Here is a 21,456-nt window from a genome sequence, read left to right on the forward strand (position 1 = left end):
GCCTTCGTCGTTCCGCCCCTTGCAGGCATGTTCACGGGCACATGGCTACCGTGTGCACGCGGCATCACCGCCGCAGGGGATCTGCATGGCCGCAACTTCGCAACGCCTGGGCCTGCCCGCGTTGACTGCACTGGTGGTCGGCTCGATGGTCGGCGCCGGCATCTTTTCATTGCCGCAGAACGTGGCGCGCAGCGCCGGGCCTGCCGCCGCGCTGATCGGCTGGGCCCTGAGCGGCGCGGGCATGCTGATGCTGGCCTTCGTGTTCCAGGCCCTGGCCAACCGCCGGCCTGATCTCGATACCGGCATCTACGCGTACGCACGCGAAGGCTTCGGCAACTACATCGGCTTCTCCGCTGCGTGGGGCTACTGGGTTGCCTCGGTGCTCGGCAACGCCAGCTTCTTCGTGCTGATCTTCAGTGGCCTGGGCCACTTCATGCCCGTGTTCGGCGAAGGCAATACCCCGGCCGCCGTGGCCGCATCCTCATTGCTGTTGTGGACCGTGCACCTGTTGGTGCTGCGTGGCCTGCGCACTGCCGCCATCGTCAACGGCCTGGTGACCGTGGCCAAGCTGCTGCCTATCACGTTGTTCCTGATCCTGGCCGCCGGTGCCTTCCGCATGGATGTGTTCCGCGCCGATTTCCTGGGCGCGCCCGCACTCGGCGATCTCGGCCAGCAGCTGCGCGGCATGATGCTGGTGACCGTGTGGGTATTCATCGGCATCGAAGGCGCCAGCATCTACTCGCGGCGTGCGGCCCGTCGCGCCGATGTCGGCCGCGCCACGGTGATCGGCTTCCTCGGCGTCTGGCTGCTGCTGGTGCTGGTCAGCCTGCTGTCGATGGGCGTGCTGTCGCAGGCCGAACTGGCGGGGTTGCCCAATCCGTCGATGGCTTACGTGCTGCGCGCCATCGTTGGCGAGTGGGGCGCGACGGTGATCATCGTCGGCTCGATCATTTCGGTACTCGGCGCGCTGCTGGCCTGGGTGCTGCTGTGTGCCGAAGTGCTGTACGCCGCTGCAGGCGACGGCACCATGCCGGCCGTCCTGGGACGCGAGAATGCGCGCGGCGTGCCCGCCAACGCGCTGTGGCTGAGCAATGGCTTGATCCAGCTGTTCCTGCTGCTGGTGCTGGTCAACTCCGGCAGCTATACGGGCCTGGTGCTGCTGGCGGCCTCGATGAGCCTGGTGCCCTACTTCCTGTCCACCGCGTTCGGCGTGCAGTTGGCGTGGCGCGGGGACGCCTATGCGGGTGAACCGGGCGTGCGCTGGCGTGACTTCGCTGTGGCGCTGCTGGCCAGTGCCTACGCGTTGTGGCTGGTGTATGCAGGAGGCCTCGACAACCTGCTGCTGTCGGTGCTGCTGTATGTGCCCGGCGTGGTGGTGTTCGCGTTCACCCGGCACCAGCGAGGGGAAAAGGTATTCACGCGCTGGGAGTGGGCGCTGTTCGGCGCGATCCTGGTGGTGGCGATCGCCACGTTGGTAGCGTTCTCCAGAGGTGAGCTGGCACTGTAGAGCAGAGCCGTGCTCGACTCATCACCCTGGCATCTGGCCATGTAGAGCTGAAGGCTAGGCATGCCCACACATCAGTGCTTTTTCATCTTGGTCGCTAGAGCCAGCCGTGTTTTACGTAATCCAGATTGATTTCCCAATGTTCAAGGTTTGATTTCAATCGGCGAGGCAAGTAGGGCACGTAGTAGTCCCCCCTCACTGGAGACTCACACTCACAAGCAACAATGCTTGCCACCGCAACTCGGCTGTAACGGCAGCGCTCCTTAAAGAAGTGGGCAAGGAAACCGTGGGTGGCACGCATTGCGAGTACCGCGTCCTCATGCCACCAGTCTCGAGGATTCTTCGCGATACCCAGAATCGGTGTTAGTGGACGCTCAGCTGTTTGCTCGCCATCAGGATCCCCGATCCACCGCACTCGTCTTGATTTTGGATGCACGTAGTCATCTCTTAGCTTCTTCAATTCGCCAATAGACTGCACGTGCCTATCGCCACGAGAGATGGACTTGTTCCGAAACTTCGTTCTCAGGTAGAAATCGAACTTGGCGACGACCGACAGACGATCAACCTCCTTGTATACGGAGTTTTCCAGACGGAGGTCGTCTATACAGCAATTGGCGACCACCTCTGGGAGTACCAAAGTATTCAAAAGAGCTGCGCGTGCAAGCGAATTTGCAAGCTCCGTACCCGGGTTCAGCTCTGAGGCTTCAATCAAAAGCAGACTGTCTTCGACAAGCATCCAAAAGCTTCTTTCAAAGTCTTCGCGAACGGTACTCATTCAGCGCCTCTTTGCGACCAGACCACATCTTCCCATCATTCAAGGCGCCCTTTGAACATTCAACGGTCGGGGAGCGTGGTCCGCTGGCCCCGCAGACGCCATTACGCACTGACGATGCGCAACGCAAAAAAAGACCTGCATCTTGCGATGCAGGTCTCTTCAAGGTGGCGCCCGAAGTTGGACTCGAACCAACGACCCCCTGATTAACAGTCAAGTGCTCTAACCGGCTGAGCTATTCGGGCAGACGACTAGTATAACCACTCTTCACGCGCGATGGTAGGGGTGATTCGCAATCATTGCGGCGGCCCGGTACAACTGCTCGGCCACCACCAGGCGCACCAGCATGTGCGGCAGCGTCAGCGGGCCGATCGACCACTTCTCATCGGCCAGCGCGGACACCTCCGGCGAATGCCCTTCCGGGCCACCGATCAGGAACGCCAGGTCCCTTCCCTGCCCGCGCCAGTGTTCCAGGCGCAGTGCCAGCTGTTCGGAACTCAGCTGTCGCCCTGGCACATCCAGCGCCACCACATAGGCGTTCTTGGGCAGCGCGGCGATGACCCGCTTGCCTTCATCTTCGGTGGCGCGGCGCGGATCGCGCCCCTTGCCACGCAGGCCGGGCTCGATTTCCACCAGCTCGAACGGCAGCCAGTGCGACAGCCGCTTCTGGTACTCGGCGAAGCCCTGCGCCACCCAGCTGGGGGCGCGTTCACCGGTGGCGATCAGGCGGGCTTTCATCAACGGTCCTCCAAAACGTCGACGGCGCCATCGGCGCCGTCGAAGGGATGCATCAACGTGTGGCTCAGGCCACTTCGTCGTCGCTGGACGGCGGCTGGTCGCCGACGGTCCACAGGCGCTCGAGGGCGTAGAACTCACGCACGCGCGGCAGCATCACATGGACGATCACGTCGCCCAGATCGACCAGCACCCACTCGGCTTCGCGCTCGCCTTCCACGCCCAGCGGCATCACGTCGATGTTCTTGGCGAAGCGCACGACTTCGTCGGCAATCGACTTGACGTGGCGGGTCGAGGTGCCCGAAACGACGATCATGTAGTCGGCAACGCTGGACCGGCCGCGCACGTCGATCTCGACCAGGTCCTTGGCCTTCAGGTCTTCGGTGGCTTGGCGGACGCTGGCCAGCAGTTCCGGCACGGACGGCGGCGGGCTGGGCAGATCGACCTTGATGGTCTGGGGCTGGGTCTGGTTGCTCAAAGTGGATCGACTCGATAAACGTGGGGGCGATTATACGGGGATAGCGCCGCTGCGCCATTCACGGCCTGGCCGGGCGGTACAGCCCGTGTGCAGCCACATAGTCCGCCACGCCGGGTGGCAGCAGGGCGCGCCAGGGGCCGCCGGCGGCGATCTGCGAGCGCACGGCGCTGGCCGATTCCTCGCGCAGCGGGTGGTGCAGGCGCAGGATGCGCCCGGCCGGGCTGGCGAACAGGGCCTGCTCGGTGTCGGCCCAACGCCCTTCCAGCGCCCGGCCCAGCTCGCCATCCACCGCAGCCTGCAACGGACTACCCGGGCGCTCCGCCACCACGAAATGAGCCAGCCCGAACAGCGCCTCCCATTCGTGCCAGCGGGACAGGCCAAGCAGGCTGTCGGCGCCGACCAGCCAGGCCAGCGGCCGGCTCGGCCCCAGCTCGCCGCGCAGCTCGCGCAGGGTGTCCACGGTGTAGGACGGCCGACCGGGGAAACGTGCCGCGCGATCCAGCTCGCGCCGGTCCAGCAGCAGGCCCGGTTCGTCGCCGATGGCCAGCGACAGCATGGTGCAGCGCTGCTCGGCCGTGGCGCCGGGCACGGCACGGTGCGGCGGATCGGCCGCCGGCAGCATGCGCACGGCAACCTGCAGTTCATCACGGGCAGCCCGCGCGATCGCCAGGTGCCCGAGGTGCACCGGATCGAAGGTGCCCCCGTAGTAGATCCGCAGGCTCATTGCTCAGGCCCGCGCCAGCAGGCGCACGGCACGCGGTTCGGCCACAGCCACCAGCAGGCGCTCCAGCGCCAGCCAGGCATCGCCGTCGGCGCGCCCCTTGGCGATACGGTCGACCAGTCCCGCTTCAGCCACGAAGCGCTCCCAGCGCTTGCTTTCCGGATGCCGCTGCAGCGCGCGCTTGTACGGCGCCTGCCGCGATTCCCAGATGCCGCGCGATTTCATTTCGGCGGCCAGGTTGCCACCCCGGGCCTGCACCCGGGCCAGGCCAGCACCGGCCAGCAGCTCGCGGATCACCATCGGCATCAACGCAGCCACCGCCTCACCCTCGCCTCGCAGGCCGGCCAGCATGCGCAGCACCGCCGGCGGTTGCCCGGAGAATGTCGCCTCCACCAGCCGGAACACGTCATAGCGGGCGGCGTCGGCCACCAGCGACTCCATGCGCTCCACATCCAGCGGCTGGCCATCGGCCAACAGCGCCAGCTTGTCGATTTCCTGGGCGGCAGCCAGCAGGTTGCCTTCCACCCGCTCGGCCAGGCGCTGCACGGCGGCCGGGTCCGCGCGCAGGCCCTTGCCACGCAGGCGGCGCTCGATCCAGTCCGGCAGTTCGTGCGGCTTGATCGCCCACGCCACCGACAGCACGCCGATGCGGTTGACCGCTTCGGCCCACTTGCCCTGGTGCGCCTTGCTCCATTCGTTGGCGGTGATCATCAACACCACGTCCGGCGCCGGATTGGCGCAGAACTGGCTGATCACCTCGGCACCGTCCTTGCCCGGCTTGCCGCTGGGCAGGCGCACCTCGACCAGGCGACGGGCGCTGAACAGGCTGGGGGCATTGAAACTGGCGTCGAGCTGGTTCCAGTCGAAATCACGCCCATCGGCGTCGAACACTTCACGTTCGCCAATGCCCGAGGCGCGCGCACGTGCGCGGATGGCGTCGGCCGCCTCCAGCACGCGCAGGGTTTCCGGGCCGGCAATCAGGTAGACCGGCGCCAGTGCGGTATCAGCGCCCTGGCTGGCCAGCTGCTCCGGACGCAGTTCCATGCGCGCGGCTCAGTGCTTGGCTGCGGGGACCGGCTCGGCCGGTACCGCGCCTTCGATCGGCTTGTCCTTCGGCGCCGACAGGCTGCCGCCCTTCTCGATCTCGGCACGCACCACGCTGTCGATGCGGCGGATGATCGAGGCGGACATTTCCCGGCGCAGTTCATTGGCCAGGATTTCACGTTCGGTGGTGGTACCGGTGGCGTCGGTCGGCGGCGACACGTAGTCGCGCGACAGCTCGATCACCTGCTGCGGCACCAGTTCGCTGCCGTCTTCGCGACGGAAGATGAAGATCACCGCGTAGCGCAGGCTGTATTCCTGCGCACGGCCCTGCGAGTCGATGGCGATCGGCAGGTCGCCCCAGCGCTCGGACAGTACCTGCAGCTGGGCGCTGGGCTCCTTGCTGTCCTCATCGGCCAGCCTGGCGCCGGAGGCCAGCAGGCTGCGGTTGAGCAGCTTGACCAGTTCGCTGTACGGCGCAGTGGAAACCACCTTCACCGGTGCTGTGTCGGTCGGCAGCATCAGCTTGTTGCGCAGATGGAAACCGCAGCCGGCAAGGCCGAGGACAAGAACGAGGGCAAGCAGGATTCGGGTCATGGAGACAGTCTGGCGGAGCCGGGCGATCACGGCAACACACAGCGTGCCCGAAGCCGCGTGAATGCAGGGCCATCAAACGCCGGGCCCTGCACCGGAATGGTACCGGCCACCACGCGGGTGGCCGGTACGGGGTACATCAGGCGGCGACGATGTTCACGATCTTGCCCGGCACGATGATGATCTTGCGCACCGTCAGGCCTTCCATGAACTTGGCCGCGTTGGGCTCGGCCAGGGCCAGCGCCTCGACCTGCTCGCGCGCGGCGTCGGCTGCCACGTCGATGGTGCCACGCAGCTTGCCGTTGACCTGCACGGCCAGGGTCAGCGCGTCGCGCACCAGCGCACCGGCATCGGCCTGCGGGAACGGCTGGTCTTCCAGCAGGGTCTCGCCATGGCCCAGCACCTGCCACAGGGCATGGCTGGCGTGCGGGGTGATCGGGTTGAGCAGCAGCACGATGGCCTGCAGCGCTTCCTGGCGCACCGCGCGCCCCTGCGCACTGCCGTCCTCGAACTTGGCCAGCGCGTTCATCAGCTCCATCACCGCGGCAATGGCGGTGTTGAAGCTGTGGCGGCGGCCATAGTCGTCACCGACCTTGCCGATGGTCTCGTGGGTCTTGCGGCGCAGTGCCTTCTGGTTGGCATCCAGTGCTGCAACATCCAGCGCCGGAGCGGCGCCATCGGCAGCATGCTTCTGCACCTGGGCCCACAGGCGGCGCAGGAAGCGGGCCATGCCATCCACACCGGCTTCGTTCCACTCCAGCGACTGTTCCGGCGGCGCGGCGAACATCGAGAACAGGCGCACGGTGTCGGCGCCGTACTTGTCGACCATCGCCTGCGGGTCCACGCCGTTGTTCTTCGACTTGGACATCTTCTCGGTGCCACCGACCACCACCGGCTGGCCGTCGGCGATCAGGGTCGCGCCGGTGATGCGGCCGCGCTCGTCGCGCTGCACTTCCACATCGGCCGGGTTGATCCAGTCCTTCGAGCCATCCGGGTTCGGGCGGTAGTAGGTCTCGGCAATCACCATGCCCTGGCACAGCAGGTTGCGCGCCGGTTCGTTGCTGTCCACCATCCGCGCGTCGCGCAGCAGCTTGTGATAGAAGCGGAAATACATCAGGTGCAGGATCGCGTGCTCGATGCCACCGATGTACTGGTCCACCGGCAGCCAGTAGTTGCCGCGCTTGTCGACAGCATCACGGGCACCCGGCGAGGTGTAGCGGGCGTAGTACCAGCTCGACTCCATGAAAGTGTCGAAGGTGTCGGTCTCGCGCTCGGCCGCACCGCCACATTCCGGGCAGGTGGTCTTGCGCCATTCCGGATCGGTCTTGATCGGCGAACCGGTACCCGAGAATGCCACGTCCTCCGGCAGCACCACCGGCAGCTGTTCTTCCGGCACCGGCACCGCACCGCACTTGGCGCAGTAGATCACCGGAATCGGGCAGCCCCAGTAGCGCTGGCGGCTCACGCCCCAGTCGCGCAGGCGGTAGTTGACGCGGCGCTGGCCCTGGGCCTTGCGCTCGAATCGTTCGGCCAGGGCTTCGAAGGCACCCTGGAAATCCAGGCCATCGAACTCGGCCGAGTTGACCAGCTCGAAGGCACGGCTCTTGTCGCTGTACCAGTCCTGCCAGCGGCTGCCATCCCAGGTGCGCTCTTCTTCGGTGCGCGCATCCTTCAGCGCGATCACCTGCTTGATCGGCAGGCCGTACTTGTTGGCCACTTCGTTGTCGCGCTGGTCATGACCCGGCACAGCCATCACCGCGCCGGTGCCGTAGCCCATCAGCACGAAGTTGGCGACCCACACCGGCACCGGCTCGCCGGTGACCGGATGCAGCGCACGCAGGCCGGTGTCCATGCCGCGCTTTTCCTGGGTTTCCAGTTCCGCCTCGGACACGCCACCCTGCTTCAGGTCGGCCAGCATCGCGGCCAGTTCCGGGTTGTTCTTCGCCGCATGCAGCGCCAGCGGATGTTCGGCGGCGATCGACACGAAGGTCACGCCCATCACGGTATCCGGACGGGTGGTGAACACGCGCAGCGGATCCAGCACGCCGCCGTCAACGTCACGTACATCGAACTGGATTTCCAGGCCCTCGGAGCGGCCGATCCAGTTGCGCTGCATGGTCTTGACCGAATCCGGCCAGCCGTCCAGCTCGTCCAGGCCGTCCAGCAGTTCCTGGGCGTAATCGGTGATGCGCAGGAACCACTGCGGGATCTCTCGCTTCTCGACCAGGGCGCCGGAGCGCCAGCCGCGGCCGTCAATCACCTGCTCGTTGGCCAGCACGGTCTGGTCGACCGGGTCCCAGTTCACCACCGCATTGCGGCGGTAGGCCAGGCCCTTGCGCATCAGGCGGGTGAACATGCGCTGCTCGTGGACGTAGTAGTCCGGGCGGCAGGTGGCGAACTCGCGCGACCAGTCAACGGCATAGCCCATGGCCTTGAACTGGCCACGCATGTGCTCGATGTTCTTGTAGGTCCAGGCCGCCGGTGCGGTCTTGTTCTTGATCGCGGCGTTTTCCGCCGGCAGGCCGAACGCGTCCCAGCCCATCGGCTGCAGCACGTTGTGGCCAGTCATGCGCTTGTAGCGGCTGATCACGTCGCCGATCGTGTAATTGCGCACGTGGCCCATGTGCAGCGCACCGGACGGGTACGGAAGCATCGACAGGCAGTAGTACTTCGGCTTGTCCGAAGTCTCGTCGACTTCGAAGGCACGGGTGGCGTCCCAGTACTGCTGGGCGGCGGATTCAACCTGCTGCGGGTCGTAGGCGTTGGTTTCAGCGCTGGTCATGGAACACGCGGATGCGGCGGCAAAGCGGTACAGCGTACCGCAGTGCGGCAAACGTCTCCAATCCCGCCCGCTGAAGGCCGGCTCCGCGAGCGCCCGAGGCCGGTCTCAGCGCGGCCGCGACAACGGCAGGGCCAGGGCCAGCCAGGCCGTCCAGCAGGCGAACGCAAGCCGTTGTGCCAGCGGCGCCGCCAACACGCCCTGCAGGGCAAACGCCGCCAGCGCGGCCAGTACGCCACAGGCGAGCGCCACTGCGCCCAGCGCGCGGCCATGCGCCTGGCGCAACTGCGACGTGCCCAGCAACAGGGTCCCGGCAACGAAACCCAGCACCCAGATCATCCAGGCGCTGGCATGCAGCTGGCTGGCCGGCCCGTGCAGGTCATCCACATCCAGCGGCAGCAGCCCCATCGCGGCGAACGCCAACCCGGCCAGCAGCAGCATCTGGCTGCCCACCCGGGGCGCCCAGCCGGCGGTTGCCGGCAGCCCACGGCGCAGGCACTCGGCCACAACCACCGCCAGCAGGCCCGGCAGCACGAAGCCCAGCAGATTGAAGGCCAGCGCATGCGGCACCCCCTGTGCTCCCAGCAGCGCCACCGGGTGGCGAGCCTGTGCGTAGCCTTCCAGGCCGGCGCCGAAACCGAGCACCGCCAGCACGAACAGCAGTGCGGCGACCAGACCGGACAGGCGCAGCAACGGGGACAGGGACGACATGCAGGCTCCGGAAAGGACGGCGACAGGAAGGCGGCATTGTCAGGCATTTACTACAACCCGGGTTGAGACCGGCATCGATCGTCACCATAGAATCAGTCTCCAGACGCCAAACGATGCTTTCCCCCATGACCGAGACGACCTACGTATTCGACGCCACCACTGCGACCTTCGAGGCCGAAGTCCTGCAGAAGTCGCTGCAGACGCCGGTGCTGGTCGACTTCTGGGCCACCTGGTGCGGGCCGTGCAAGACCCTCGGGCCGATGCTGGAAAAGCTGGCAGCCGAGTACAACGGCGCCTTCGAACTGGCCAAGGTCGACGTCGACAAGGAACAGCAGATCGCCGCCGCCTTCCAGATCCGCTCGGTGCCGACCGTGTTCCTGGTGAAGGGCGGCCAGCTGGTGGACGGCTTCCCGGGGGCCATCCCGGAAGGCCAGCTGCGTGAATTCCTGGCCCAGCACGGCATCGTGCCGGCCGACATCGGCGACGCCGTCGCCGAAGACGAAGCGCCGCTGGACCCGCAGGCGCAGGTGGACGTGCTGCGCGCGCAGATCGCCGCCGAGCCGGACAAGGACGAGCTGAAACTCGACCTGGCGCTGGCCCTGCTGCAGATCGGTGGCGTGGATGAAGCCGGTCTGCTGATCGATGGCCTGCCCGCCAACCTGGCCACCGACGACCGTGCCGTGCGTGCACGCGCCCGGCTGTCCTTCGCCTCGGCCCTGAAGGACGCCCCGGCCGCCGAAGTGCTGGACGCGCGCATCGCCGCCGATGGCAAGGACCTCAAGGCACGCCACCTGCGTGGCGTACAGCTGCTGCTCGGTGGCCACGACGAAGCCGCGCTGGCCCAGTTCCTGGAAATGCTGCGGATCGACCGCACGTTCGAGGACGGACTGCCGCGCAAGGCCCTGATCGACGCCTTCAATGTGATCTCCGACGAGGACCTGGTCGGCCAGTACCGTCGCCGGATGGCCTCCCTGCTGTTCTGAACGGGAACCCACTTCGTTCAGAATCCCTGCACTGAACGCGGGCAATAATGCGCGGGATGGCGGCCGTACGGTCGCCACGATCCGTTCGGGGGGATGAGGTCGGGGCCATGGGGTCTTGCAGCTGCGCCCCCGCATTGCCGGGATTGCAAACTGTGACCTTCGTCCGCTCGCTGTCGTTCGCCATGCGCTTCCAGGGCGCGCTGCTCTGCGCTCTTCTCTTCCTGCCGGCCATGGCCGCCGCCCAAGACTGGAACTACCGGGTCCGTCCCGGCGATACCCTGTGGGATCTGGGAGGCCTGTACCTCAAGCCCTCGGTGCGCTGGCAGCAGCTGCAACAGCACAACCGCATCGACAACCCCTACCAGCTGCCACCGGGGCAGCTGCTGCGCTTCCCGATCAGCTGGCTGCGCGTCGAACCGGCACCTGCCCGCGTGCTGTCGGTGCGCGGCAAGGTCGAACTGTCAGGCGCCGATGGCAGTGCCTCGCGCGCGATACTCGCGGGGGAACAACTTCGCATCGGTGACACCGTGCAGACCGAAGGCGACTCCAGCGTCACGCTTGAATTCGCTGACGCCTCGCGCCTGCAGCTGCGCGAGTACTCCCGGCTGCGCCTGGACCAGCTCAGCCGCTACGGCCACACCGGCATGGTCGATACCCGCCTGCGCCTGCAGCAGGGCCGCGCCAGCAATCGGGTGACACCTGCCCGTGGCCCGGCCTCGCGCTACATCATCGATGCACCTACGGCGACCAGCAGCGTGCGCGGCACCGTCTTCCGGGTCAGCGCCGGTGACACCGGCCAGGTGGCTGCCACCGAAGTACTGCAGGGCAAGGTGCAGGTTGGCAACACCCACGGCAAGCGCCTGGTCCAGCCTGGACAGGCCAGCCGCAGCAGCAGCGCCGATGCCGCACCGGACGCTGTCTCCGCCCTTCTTCCAGCGCCGCAGCTGCGTAGCGACGAGGTGCGCCTGGCGCCCCTGCCGACCCTGCTTGCCTGGGACCCCGTCGACGGCGCCGCGCGCTACCGCGTGGAAGTGGTACAGGCAGCGACGCCGGAAATCCTGCTGTTTGCCGCCACCACCGCCGACACCCGGCTGGCGATCGGTGACCTGCCCCCCGGCCAGCTGCGCATCCTGTTGCGCGCGGTGGATGCACAGGGCGTGGAAGGCCTCGACGCCAGCGCCGATTTCGAACTCAGCGACCAGCCCCCGCCGCCGCTCACCGTGGCCCCCCTGCATGGGCAGACCGTCAACAGCGACCGCCCGCGCTTCCGTTGGAGCCAGGCGCCGGGCGCGCGCAGCAGCGTGCTGCAGATCGCCACCGAGCCGAGCTTCGTGCAGCCACTACAGGAACAGAGCACCCCAGGTACCGACCTGCGCCTGGCGCAGCCGCTGCCGCCCGGAGAGTACTTCTGGCGGGTGGCGTCGCGCGACGGCAACGGCCATCAGGGCCGCTACGGCCAGGCCCTGCCCCTGCAACTGAGCAATGAACCGGTGGACCCTGCCCTGCAGCCGCCTGAGGCCGCGCATGGCGAACTGACCCTGCGCTGGCAGGCCGGCAGCGAAGGCCAGCAGTACCGGGTGCAGGTGGACCGTCGTGGCGACTTCAGGGCGCCCCTGGTCGACCAGACCGTGAGCGAGCCGCAGGTCAGCTTCAAGCGGCCGTGGAGCGGCACCCTGCATGTGCGTGTGCAGTACATCGACGACGATGGTCATGCGGGTGAGTACTCACCGGCCCAGCAGATCAAGCTGCCCTGCCGCCTGTGCTACGGCGCCGGTGGTGGCGCCCTGCTGCTGTTGCTGTTGTTATGAGGCGCTCGCCGCTGCCGTGGCCGAAGCGGATCCTGCTGGCACTGCTGGCCGGGGTGCTGACGGTGATCGCCAGCCAGGGCCAGTGGCTGTGGCGACAGGACGAAGCGGCCTACGACGCCATGGTCGGCAACTGGGACTACCGCCCCGACCCCAGCGTGCTGATCGTGGCCATCGACGAGGGCAGCCTGCAGCGCATCGGCCAATGGCCCTGGCCCCGCTCGATCCATGCCCGCCTGCTCGACCGGCTGACCGATGCCGGTGCCGAGCGCGTCGCACTGGACCTGATGCTGTCCGAACCTGATCGTCGCGACAGCCGCCAGGACGATGAACTGGCCGCCGCGATACGCCGCAACGGCCGGGTGGTGCTGCCGGTACTCGCGGCACCGGCCGCCGGCGACCGCATGGCCGAGGAAATGCTGCCGATTCCGCAGATCGCGGCCAGTGCCGCAGCGATCGGCCACACCGATGTGGAAGTGGATGGCGATGGTGTCGCGCGCGGCGTGTACCTGCGTGCCGGCATCGGCCAGGCCCACTGGCCAGCACTGGGCCTGGCGCTGGCCGACCTGCCGGCGGGCGCGGTGCACGGCCTGCCCGACCCCGACCCGGAGATCGGTTCGCCCTATCAATGGCGGCGCAACGACTACGTGCGGGTGCGTTATGCCGGACCGCCCGAACGCCTGCCGCAGGTGTCCTATGCCGATGTGCTGGATGGTCACGTGGACATGGCGATGCTGCACGGCCGCCGCATCGTGGTGGGCATGACCGCCAGCGGCATCGCACCGCGGCTGCTGACCCCGACCACCCGCGAGTTCTGGATGAGCGGCAGTGAGTACCAGGCCAACATCGCTTCGATGCTGCTGCAGCACAAGCAGATCGACCTGCTGCCCCGCCTCTGGCAGCACGCCATCAGTGGCGTACTGGTGGCACTGTGCGTGATCCTGCTCGGCCTGCGCCTGCCCTGGCTCTCGGCGCTGTGCTCGCTGCCGCTTCCACCGCTGCTGAGCTGGTTGCTGTTGCGCGCCGGTGACCTGTGGTGGGCACCGGCCAGCGCAATGCTGGGCATCCTGCTGGTGCTGCTGGCCTGGGCGACCTGGCGCGTCTCGGCCTGGCACCGCCTGGCCAACCGCGATGCGCTGACCGGTCTCGGCAATCGCCTGCGTTTCGAGCAGTCGCTGCAACAGGAATGCGATGCCGCGCGACGCAGTGGCAAGTCCTTGAGCCTCGCACTGATCGACGTTGACCATTTCAAGCGCCACAACGACCGCCACGGCCATCAGGTCGGCGACCGCGTGCTGCGCGATGTTGCACGCCTGATCGGTGCGCATGCGCGACGCCCTCGCGACATGGCCGCGCGCTACGGTGGCGACGAGTTCGCACTGGTGCTGCCCGATACCCCGGCCGAGGGCGCGCGCCAGGTCATCGAGGACCTGATTGCCTGCGTGCGCGCACTGCCGGCGCCCGGTGACGGCAGCGAAGCAGGCGTCACCCTCACCATCGGCGTGTTCACCCGCGTACCCGACGGCACGCTGCAACCACACCATTTCGTCGAAGGCGCCGACACCGCGTTGTACCAGGCCAAGGCCAACGGCCGCGACGGGTATGTCATCGACGGCGAGGCGTGACCCTCGCCGCCCGGGGTGCAACATACGCATGCGAATGGTTAGACTGGGCGCCTCGCCCTGCGCCCCCGGACCCGCATGAACGCCCGCCTGTTCCGCTTCGGTATCAATCTCTGGCCGCCGTTCCTGTTCACCGGCATCCACGTCACCCGGGTCTCGCCGGACTACCGGCAGATCGACGTCGAACTGCGCATGCGGCCCTGGAACCGCAACTACGTCGGCACGCATTTCGGCGGCAGCCTGTTTGCGATGACCGATCCGTTCTGGATGCTTGGCCTGCTGCACATCCTCGGCCGCGACTACTACGTGTGGGACCGTGCCGGCGCCATCGATTTCCTCAAGCCCGGCCGCGGTACCGTGCGTACCTCGTTCCGCATCGACGACGCACTGCTGGACGAACTGCGCGACGAAGCCGCCGCTGGTGACAAAGTGCTGAGATGGTTCAGCAATGATGTCGTCGATGAAAGCGGCGAGGTGGTCGCCCAGGTGCGCAAGCAGGTCTACCTGCGGTTGAAGCCGCACGCACGCTGAGCGCGCTTCAGTCGCGTCCCGCAGCAGTCGAAGCCGATTCCTTCTGCAACGGCACCGACAGCCACGGGTTCTCTTCAGCGCTGCGCGCTGGAGAGCGACGCGGCACCTGCAGGTGGCGGCCGTCGGCCGACAGCTGCGGCGCCCGCACCGGCGAGCGGAACTGCATCGGCAGCCGCTGCAGTGCGTCCACCGGATCATCCGTCTGCTGCCGCAGCCAACGCTGCGCCCCCAGCAGCCGCACCATCGCCGCGGCATCCTGTGGCCGTGACGAATAGGCAGGATAGATCGGCGCGGCGATATCGGTCAGCACGCAGCCCATTACGTTCGACAGGCAGCCGAAGTCATGCTGCGGTGGCGCCGGCACTGGCAACGGGCGATCCGCTTCCAGCGCCGACGTGGCTGCCGCGCCACAGGCCCAGCCGAGATTGCCGGCCGCGCGGGCCAGGGTGCTGCTGCGATCCAGCACCAGCACGCCGCCGAACTCCCGCGCCGATGTCTCGATCGCCGCCCGGCTCATCGCGTACTCACCCTGCATGGCACGGCACAGGCTCTGTTCCTCGGCCCGCAGCGGCTGCATGGCCTGTTCGCACTCCGCCGGCAAGGGGTGGTCGGCCGGCAGTTCGACCAGCATGTCGGCCAGCAGCTGGGCATTGGCCTGCACCAGGCTGGCACCGATGATGCTCTCGACCAGATAGCTGCTGCCGGGCAACAGCCGCCGGCCCAGTTGCAGGCCACTGCAGGCACCTCGCAGGGCACCGTCGATATCGCCCTGCACGTACGCCAGCGCGCGTGCACTGGTGGCGTCCATCACCACGCCATAGGTCGGCAACGGAACCAGAACGCCCTCGCCCTTCGGCGGGAACGGCGACATGAAGTAGTCCGCTTCGGCCAGCTGATCCAGCCGCGCATGCAACTGCTGGTGCCCAGCATGGGCCTCCACGAAGCGTTGCGGGTCCGCGCGGACCTGGGCGAGGCAGCCGCTGGCGGCCGGCCCGCAACTGGCACCGGGCCGCGAGCGCAGCTCGGCATGGTTGGCCACCAGGTGTGTCTGGCCGCCGCTGCTGCCCCGCAGGTCGGCCTCCCAACGGCGCACGTCCTCGGCCAACGCCTGCTCGCGCTGGCGGGCATCCAGATCGTCGAACGGCAGCGTCCACAACAGGGCATAACCATTGTGGCCAGTCGCCGGCAGGCGTGCTTCCAGTCGCTGCTGCGCCTGCAGCCGCGATTCGGGCACCGGCCACATGCGCGAAGCGCACCACACCACGATGGCCAGCACCAGCAGGCCTGCCAGGGTCCAGCCCAGTCCGCGCAGAATCTTCAACACAGCTTCCCTTCCATGTGCCGTTGCCACAGTCGATTCCCCAGCGTAATCGACCGGCAGTGACCGCTACAATGCGCGCATGTCGCTCGAAGCCCCCGCCCTGGTCCCCCGCCCCTCCCTGCAGCGCCTGTTCCTGACCGGCCTGCTGACCCTGCTACCGATCTGGCTGACCTGGGTCGTGGTCAAGTTCGTGTTCGTGCTGCTGTCGGGCATTTCCAGCCCCTTGGTGGTACCGCTGTCCGAGCAGATCGCGACAAGCTTCCCGCACTACCTCGGCTGGGTCCGCGCCGAATGGATCCAGGACACCATCGCCCTGCTGGCCACCCTGCTGGTGATCCTGGCGGTGGGCGTGGCCAGCCGCCGCGTGCTCGGCCAGCGCCTGCTGCGCTGGGTGGGCGCGGTCATCAAGCGCATTCCGCTGGCCAGCATCATCTACGACAGCGCCAAGAAGCTGCTGGACATGCTGCAGACCGAGCCGGGCAGCACCCAGCGCGTGGTGCTGATCGACTTCCCGCACCGCGACATGAAATCGGTCGGCCTGGTCACCCGCGTGATCAAGGAACACGGCACCGACCGTGAGCTGGCCGCGGTGTATGTGCCAACCACGCCGAACCCGACCTCGGGCTATCTGGAAATCGTGCCGGTGGAACTGCTGACGCCGACCGACTGGACCGTCGACCAGGCCATGAGCTTCATCATTTCCGGCGGTGCCGTGGCGCCGTCCAGCGTGCCGTTCACCCGTGCCGGCGAACGCACCGGCGAACGCACCGAATGACCCCGGCGCCGATCGAGCGCCCGCTGCAGGACCGCGCGGTCCTGCTGTTCATCGTGCTGGCCGCGTTCTTCTGCGGCAATGCGGTGCTGGCCGAGCTGATCGGGGTGAAGATCTTCGCGCTGGAAGACACCCTGGGCATCGCTCCGCTGAACTGGAACCTGTTCGGCCAGACCGGCTCGCTCAGCTTCACCGCCGGCACCCTGTTGTGGCCGGTGGTGTTCATCATGACCGACACCATCAACGAGTTCTTCGGCAAGCGCGGCGTGCGCTTCATCTCGTGGCTGGCGGTGGTGCTGATCGGCTACGGCTTCCTGTTCGCCTTCGCGGCTATTTCGCTGGCGCCGGCCAGTTGGTGGGTCACGTCGATGGATGGCCACGGCGTGCCCGACTACCAGGCCGCGTTCGCGGCGGTGTTCGGCCAGGGCATGTGGACCATCGCCGGCTCGCTGGTGGCCTTCCTGCTCGGCCAGCTGATCGACGTGGCGGTGTTCCATCGCATCCGCCAGGCCACCGGAGAACGCCACGTGTGGCTGCGCGCGACCGGATCGACGGCGGTCTCGCAGGTAGTCGACAGCTTCGTGGTGATCTGGATCGCCTTCGTGCTGGGCCCGCAACACTGGCCGACCTCGCTGTTCCTGGCGGTCAGCAGCGTCAACTACATCTACAAGATGGGCTTTGCGATCGCCCTGATTCCGTTGCTGTACCTGATGCGGCGTGCCATCACCCGCTATCTGGGTGCCGAGCGAGCCGCATCGTTGCGCGCCGCCGCTGCGGCTGACTGAAGCCCCAGCAGCAAAAAGCTGACTGCGCCTTCACGCTGGCCGTACGCGGCCGGATCGTGCAAGCTCCACGGTCTGTGTTCCACGGAAGCTCCTGATGCCGCATCCCACCCGCGCCCTGGCCGCCGCCATCGCCGCGTTGTTCCTGTTCAGCGCCGTGCCGTCGGCCGAAGCAGCGAAAAAGAAGGCCAGCCGCCCTGCCGCCGCGCAGACCCGCCAGGCCGCCAAGCCCAAGGCCCGGCCTGCCCGCGCTACCGCGCCGGCCCGTGGCAGTTCGGCGCGCCGCGCCACGCCGCGTCCGGTCGCACCGGCCCGCGCCGTACCCAAGCAGGTGCAGCTGGAGCGCCTGTATGACGAATACTGGGATGCCTCGATGCGGTTGAATCCGCTGCAGGCAACCTTCCAGGGCGAGGCCCGCTACAACGACCAGCTGCCCAACATCCTGTCCGCCGCGTGGCGCCAGCAATCGCACGACTTCACCACCGAGTGGCTGGGCAAGGTCGAGAAACTCGGCAGCGACGGCCTGCAGGGCCAGGACCTGCTCAGCTACGAGATCTTCGTGCGCGACGCGCGCGCTTCGCTGGCCGCCGAGCGCTACCCGAGCTGGATGATGCCGATCAGCCAGTACTACAACGTCGGCAGCATCATGGCGATCCTCGGTGCAGGTGCCGGCGCGCAGCCGTTCAACACCGTACAGGACTACGACACCTGGTCGCGCCGTTCGCTGGGCATTCCCGAGCTGTTCGACCAGGCCATCGACAACATGCGCCAGGGCATGAAGGCCGGCGTGGTGCAGCCACGCGACCTGATGGAAAAGGTACTGCCGCAGCTGGATGCAGTGATCAAGCCGACTGCTGAAGAGAGCATCTTCTGGTCGCCGATCCGCACCATGCCCAACACCATCGCGGCCGAGGACAAGGCCCGCATCAGCGCCGAATACAAGCGCATGATCGAACTGCGCATCATGCCGGCCTATCGTGCCCTGCGCGGTTTCATCGCCACCGAATACCTGCCCGCCTCGCGCACCAGCAGCGGCCTGGGCGCACTGCCCGATGGCCAGGCCTGGTACGCCAACCTGATCGTGCAGACCACGGCCAGCGACCAGACCGCCGCGCAGCTGCACGCGCTGGGTGAACAGCGCGTGCAGGAACTGCAGACGCAGATCGCCACGGTGATGAAGGACGCCAAGCTGCGCGGCACGCCGGCCAAGCTGCTGCGCAGCATGCGTAACGACCGCCAGTTCCAGTACGGCGACGCCAATGCGTTGATCAACCGCTATCGCCAGGTGCAGCAGCAGGTCAACGCACGCCTGCCGCAGGTGCTCGATACCCTGCCCAAGTCAACGCTGGACGTGCGCGCGGTGGAACCGGAGCGTGCACTGACCGCCGCAGCAGCGGCCTACCAGCCGTCTGCGGCCGGGCAACCGGGCGTGCTGTACGTGAACACCCGCGACCTGCCCAGCCGCAAGCGCTGGAACGTGCCGGTGCAGTACCTGCATGAAGCGATCCCCGGCCACCACGTGCAACTGGGCCTGCAGCAGGAGCTGGCCAAGCTGCCGCGCTTCCGCCGCCTGGGTGGCGATCTCGCCTTCGTCGAAGGCTGGGGCCTGTATGCCGAAACACTGGGTGAGAACCTGGGCATCTACACCGATCCCTACGACCGCATCGGCTACCTGTATTCGCGCCTGTTGCGCGCTGCCCGCGTGGTGGCCGACACCGGCGTGAACGCCCAGGGCTGGAGCAAGCAGCAGGCCGTGGCCTACCTGCAGAAGACCGTGGACATGAGCAGCGATGACGCCAACGCCGAAGTCGAGCGGATCATGGCCCAGCCCGGCCAGGCGCTGTCCAACGTGGCCGGCCTGACCACCATTGTCGCCCTGCGCGACAAGGCCAAGGCACGCCAGGGTGCCGCCTTCGACCTGCGCCGCTTCCACGCCGAACTGCTGAAGGATGGCTCGATGCCGCTGGACGTGCTGGACCGCAAGATGGAGCGCTGGATGGCGCAGCCGGCCAGCGCCACACCCGCGCCTTCACCCTGACCCCTCCGGAGCCGCCATGCGCCCTGCCGTCGCCCTGTTCGCCGCCGTGCTGGGCCTGCTGCCGCTGGCCACCTCCGCCGCACCGGTGCTGACCCCACCGGATGCGGGCATCGACGGCCTGATGCAGGCCTACGATGGCCAGGTACCCGGCGCCGCCGTGCTGGTACTGCACGACGGGCAACCGGTATTCCGCCGCGGCTACGGCCTGGCGGTGCTGGAGGACGGCACCACGGTCACCGCGGCCAGCAACTTCCGGCTGGCCTCGGTCAGCAAGCAGTTCACCGCTGCGGCGGTGCTGCTGCTGGTGGAGGATGGCCGGCTTGGGCTCGACCAGCCGGCCCGGCAGTGGCTGCCCGAGTTGCCGCCGGCTGCAGCGGCCATCACGATCCGCCAGCTGCTCTCGCACACCAGCGGCCTGCTCGACTACGAAGACCTGATGGACCCGGCGGACACACGGCAGGTACACGATGCCGATGTGCTGGCCCTGCTGTCGCGCCAGGACCGGCTGAACTTCGCACCGGGCACGCAGTACCGCTACAGCAACAGCGGCTATGCACTGCTGGCAATGATCGTCGGCCGCGCCTCCGGCCAGGATTTCGCGAGCTTTCTGCAGCAGCGCATCTTCCGCCCGCTGGGCATGGCGCATACCGTGGCCCACCAGGACGGCGAGGACACGGTCGCTGCACGCGCCTATGGCTACAGCTGGATCGATGGCCGTTGGCAACGCACCGACCAGAGCACCACCAGCGCCGTGCTCGGCGATGGCGGCATCTATTCCTCGCTGGACGACCTGGCCCGCTGGGATGCGGCGCTGTACGACGACCGCCTGCTGTCGAAAGCCTCGCGCCGCGCGATGTTCAGCCCGGCCACCGCAACACCCGAACCGGACGTGCCGCACTACGGCTTCGGCTGGCGCCTGAATGGCCCGGTGCAATGGCACAGCGGCGAGAGCATCGGCTTCCGCAACGTGATCGTGCGCCACCCGGAGAAGCACCTGACCGTGATCGTGCTGACCAACCGCAACGACCCCGAACTCTATCCGCTGGCGCTGAAGATCGCCCAGCGCTGGCTGGACACCCTGCAATGACCCGCGATGCCGACGCCCTGCTGGGCATCCACCACGCCGCACTGATCTGCAGCGACTACGCACGCTCGAAGGACTTCTACGTGCGCATCCTCGGCCTGCGCGTGCTGGCCGAGAACCACCGTGCCGCGCGCGATTCCTGGAAGCTGGACCTGGCCCTGCCCGACGGTGGCCAGCTGGAACTGTTCTCCTTCCCCTCGCCGCCGCCCCGTCCCAGCCGCCCGGAAGCCCAGGGCCTGCGCCACCTCGCGTTCCGCGTCGCCCGGCTGGAACCCTTCATCCAGCGCCTGGCCGCGCATGGCGTGGTATGCGAACCGATCCGCGTGGACGAATACACCGGCCGCCGCTTCACCTTCTTCGCCGACCCCGACGACCTGCCGCTGGAGCTGTACGAAGTCGGTTGAGCCGACCGCGTGCCGACCAACGGTCGGCACCCACCATCAGCAGCGTGAACCTGTCGAAGGCGGGGCACTGTGGGTTTGCGGGGTGTGAGCCGCATGGATGCGGCGACCAAGCCCCGGGGGTCACTTCATGGACGGGTTTACGGCGTCCCCGCAAACCCACGGTGCCCTGCCATCCCACGGAATGCCGCTCTGGCTCTGGCCGTTGCCGTTGCATTGAGCAGGTGCAGGGCGCAGCCCTGCAAAGCCCCCCTTCCCCATACCCCGCCGAATGGGTATACAGTCGACCCATGCCGGCAGCGTGCCGGAATGAACCCTGGGAGGGGACCATGCGCAAAACCTTCAAGACCCTGCTGCTGGCACTGCCGCTGTGCCTGGCCGCCCTGTCGGCACAGGCCGCCGACGGCGCCGCCGGCCGCTGGAAGACCATCGACGACAAAACCGGCAAGGTGAAGTCGATCGTCGAGATCACCCAGGCCGCCAACGGCACGCTGACCGGCAAGGTGGTCGACATCCTGCACTCGGACAAGGGCCCGAACCCGGTCTGCGACGGCTGTGAAGGCGCCAACAAGAACAAGCCGGTGAAGGGCATGACCATTCTCTGGAACCTGAAGGCCGACGGCGCCAACAAGTGGTCCGGCGGCACCATCCTCGACCCGGCCAACGGCAAGACCTACAAGTCGAAGATGGAGCTGCAGCCGGGTGGCACCAAGCTGGACGTGTCCGGCTGCATTGCCTTCATCTGCCGCGCGCAGACCTGGCAGCGCGAATAAGCCCCCAGG

20 protein-coding genes and 1 tRNA gene are annotated in these 21,456 nt (G+C 67.4%); 11 read left to right on the forward strand and 10 right to left on the reverse strand.

Annotated features, from left to right (window positions below):
- Positions 1-85: 85 nt before the first annotated feature.
- Complete coding sequence (locus tag AC5O77_RS03595) at positions 86-1,507, forward strand: basic amino acid/polyamine antiporter (protein WP_494506481.1); 1,422 nt, start codon at positions 86-88, stop codon at positions 1,505-1,507.
- 94 nt (positions 1,508-1,601) lie between these two features.
- On the opposite strand, the gene AC5O77_RS03600 is transcribed toward AC5O77_RS03595, so the two are convergent.
- The 9 genes from AC5O77_RS03600 to AC5O77_RS03640 form a co-directional block, all read right to left on the reverse strand.
- Positions 1,602-2,279 (reverse strand): hypothetical protein, encoded by a 678-nt coding sequence (locus AC5O77_RS03600; protein ID WP_139042451.1) that lies wholly within the window; start codon positions 2,277-2,279, stop codon positions 1,602-1,604.
- Between the two features lie 165 nt (positions 2,280-2,444).
- Positions 2,445-2,521 (reverse strand) — tRNA-Asn (locus tag AC5O77_RS03605).
- Between the two features lie 22 nt (positions 2,522-2,543).
- Positions 2,544-3,014 (reverse strand): 23S rRNA (pseudouridine(1915)-N(3))-methyltransferase RlmH, encoded by a 471-nt coding sequence (gene rlmH / locus AC5O77_RS03610; RefSeq protein ID WP_317218110.1) that lies wholly within the window; start codon positions 3,012-3,014, stop codon positions 2,544-2,546.
- A 64-nt stretch (positions 3,015-3,078) separates the two neighbouring features.
- Positions 3,079-3,489 carry a ribosome silencing factor gene (rsfS, locus tag AC5O77_RS03615; RefSeq protein WP_005418109.1) on the reverse strand — a complete coding sequence of 137 codons (411 nt, stop codon included), beginning with the start codon at positions 3,487-3,489 and terminating at the stop codon, positions 3,079-3,081.
- Between the two features lie 58 nt (positions 3,490-3,547).
- Positions 3,548-4,213, reverse strand: a complete 666-nt coding sequence (nadD, locus tag AC5O77_RS03620; RefSeq protein WP_071228712.1) for a nicotinate-nucleotide adenylyltransferase — start codon at positions 4,211-4,213, stop codon at positions 3,548-3,550.
- A 3-nt stretch (positions 4,214-4,216) separates the two neighbouring features.
- A complete protein-coding gene (gene holA, locus AC5O77_RS03625) occupies positions 4,217-5,254 on the reverse strand; it encodes a DNA polymerase III subunit delta (RefSeq protein WP_032128985.1) in 1,038 nt (345 codons plus the stop codon).
- 9 nt (positions 5,255-5,263) lie between these two features.
- A complete protein-coding gene (locus AC5O77_RS03630; protein ID WP_032128984.1) occupies positions 5,264-5,848 on the reverse strand; it encodes an LPS-assembly lipoprotein LptE in 585 nt (194 codons plus the stop codon).
- Between the two features lie 136 nt (positions 5,849-5,984).
- Positions 5,985-8,627 (reverse strand): leucine--tRNA ligase, encoded by a 2,643-nt coding sequence (gene leuS / locus AC5O77_RS03635; RefSeq protein WP_121504589.1) that lies wholly within the window; start codon positions 8,625-8,627, stop codon positions 5,985-5,987.
- A gap of 105 nt (positions 8,628-8,732) precedes the next feature.
- Positions 8,733-9,335, reverse strand: coding sequence for a DUF998 domain-containing protein (locus AC5O77_RS03640; RefSeq protein ID WP_049463216.1), 603 nt, complete (start codon positions 9,333-9,335; stop codon positions 8,733-8,735).
- A gap of 125 nt (positions 9,336-9,460) precedes the next feature.
- Between AC5O77_RS03640 and trxA the strand changes: the two genes are divergently transcribed.
- The 4 genes from trxA to AC5O77_RS03660 all read left to right on the forward strand — a co-directional run bounded on the left by trxA (position 9,461) and on the right by AC5O77_RS03660 (position 14,276).
- A complete protein-coding gene (trxA, locus tag AC5O77_RS03645) occupies positions 9,461-10,318 on the forward strand; it encodes a thioredoxin (protein WP_164080895.1) in 858 nt (285 codons plus the stop codon).
- Positions 10,319-10,425: 107 nt separating this feature from the next.
- On the forward strand, positions 10,426-12,126 hold the full coding sequence (locus AC5O77_RS03650; protein ID WP_494506482.1) for a FecR family protein: 1,701 nt from the start codon (positions 10,426-10,428) through the stop codon (positions 12,124-12,126).
- On the forward strand, positions 12,123-13,748 hold the full coding sequence (locus AC5O77_RS03655) for a CHASE2 domain-containing protein (RefSeq protein ID WP_180836605.1): 1,626 nt from the start codon (positions 12,123-12,125) through the stop codon (positions 13,746-13,748). Before AC5O77_RS03650 ends, AC5O77_RS03655 begins: the two co-directional genes overlap by 4 nt.
- A 75-nt stretch (positions 13,749-13,823) precedes the next feature.
- The gene (locus AC5O77_RS03660; protein ID WP_154353097.1) at positions 13,824-14,276 is read left to right on the forward strand and encodes a DUF4442 domain-containing protein; all 453 of its coding nucleotides are present in this window, start codon (positions 13,824-13,826) and stop codon (positions 14,274-14,276) included.
- A 7-nt stretch (positions 14,277-14,283) separates the two neighbouring features.
- Here AC5O77_RS03660 and AC5O77_RS03665 read toward each other — a convergent pair whose 3' ends face one another.
- A complete protein-coding gene (locus AC5O77_RS03665) occupies positions 14,284-15,600 on the reverse strand; it encodes a hypothetical protein (protein ID WP_494506483.1) in 1,317 nt (438 codons plus the stop codon).
- 76 nt (positions 15,601-15,676) lie between these two features.
- Here AC5O77_RS03665 and AC5O77_RS03670 point away from each other — a divergent pair, with 76 nt between their 5' ends.
- From AC5O77_RS03670 to AC5O77_RS03695, 6 genes are all read left to right on the forward strand, one after another.
- Complete coding sequence (locus AC5O77_RS03670) at positions 15,677-16,372, forward strand: DUF502 domain-containing protein (RefSeq protein ID WP_005414135.1); 696 nt, start codon at positions 15,677-15,679, stop codon at positions 16,370-16,372.
- Positions 16,369-17,154 (forward strand): queuosine precursor transporter, encoded by a 786-nt coding sequence (locus AC5O77_RS03675; RefSeq protein WP_049398695.1) that lies wholly within the window; start codon positions 16,369-16,371, stop codon positions 17,152-17,154. The genes AC5O77_RS03670 and AC5O77_RS03675 overlap by 4 nt, the downstream gene beginning before the upstream one ends.
- 94 nt (positions 17,155-17,248) lie before the next feature.
- The gene (locus AC5O77_RS03680) at positions 17,249-19,189 is read left to right on the forward strand and encodes a DUF885 domain-containing protein (RefSeq protein WP_125893964.1); all 1,941 of its coding nucleotides are present in this window, start codon (positions 17,249-17,251) and stop codon (positions 19,187-19,189) included.
- Positions 19,190-19,205: 16 nt separating this feature from the next.
- Complete coding sequence (locus AC5O77_RS03685) at positions 19,206-20,276, forward strand: serine hydrolase domain-containing protein (RefSeq protein ID WP_125893962.1); 1,071 nt, start codon at positions 19,206-19,208, stop codon at positions 20,274-20,276.
- Positions 20,273-20,677 (forward strand): SMU1112c/YaeR family gloxylase I-like metalloprotein, encoded by a 405-nt coding sequence (gene gloA2 / locus AC5O77_RS03690; protein WP_049463208.1) that lies wholly within the window; start codon positions 20,273-20,275, stop codon positions 20,675-20,677. Before AC5O77_RS03685 ends, gloA2 begins: the two co-directional genes overlap by 4 nt.
- 326 nt (positions 20,678-21,003) lie before the next feature.
- Positions 21,004-21,447, forward strand: a complete 444-nt coding sequence (locus AC5O77_RS03695) for a DUF2147 domain-containing protein (RefSeq protein WP_006462411.1) — start codon at positions 21,004-21,006, stop codon at positions 21,445-21,447.
- The last annotated feature ends 9 nt before the right edge of the window (positions 21,448-21,456 follow it).

Source organism: Stenotrophomonas sp. INTA L402-1 (assembly GCF_059295135.1).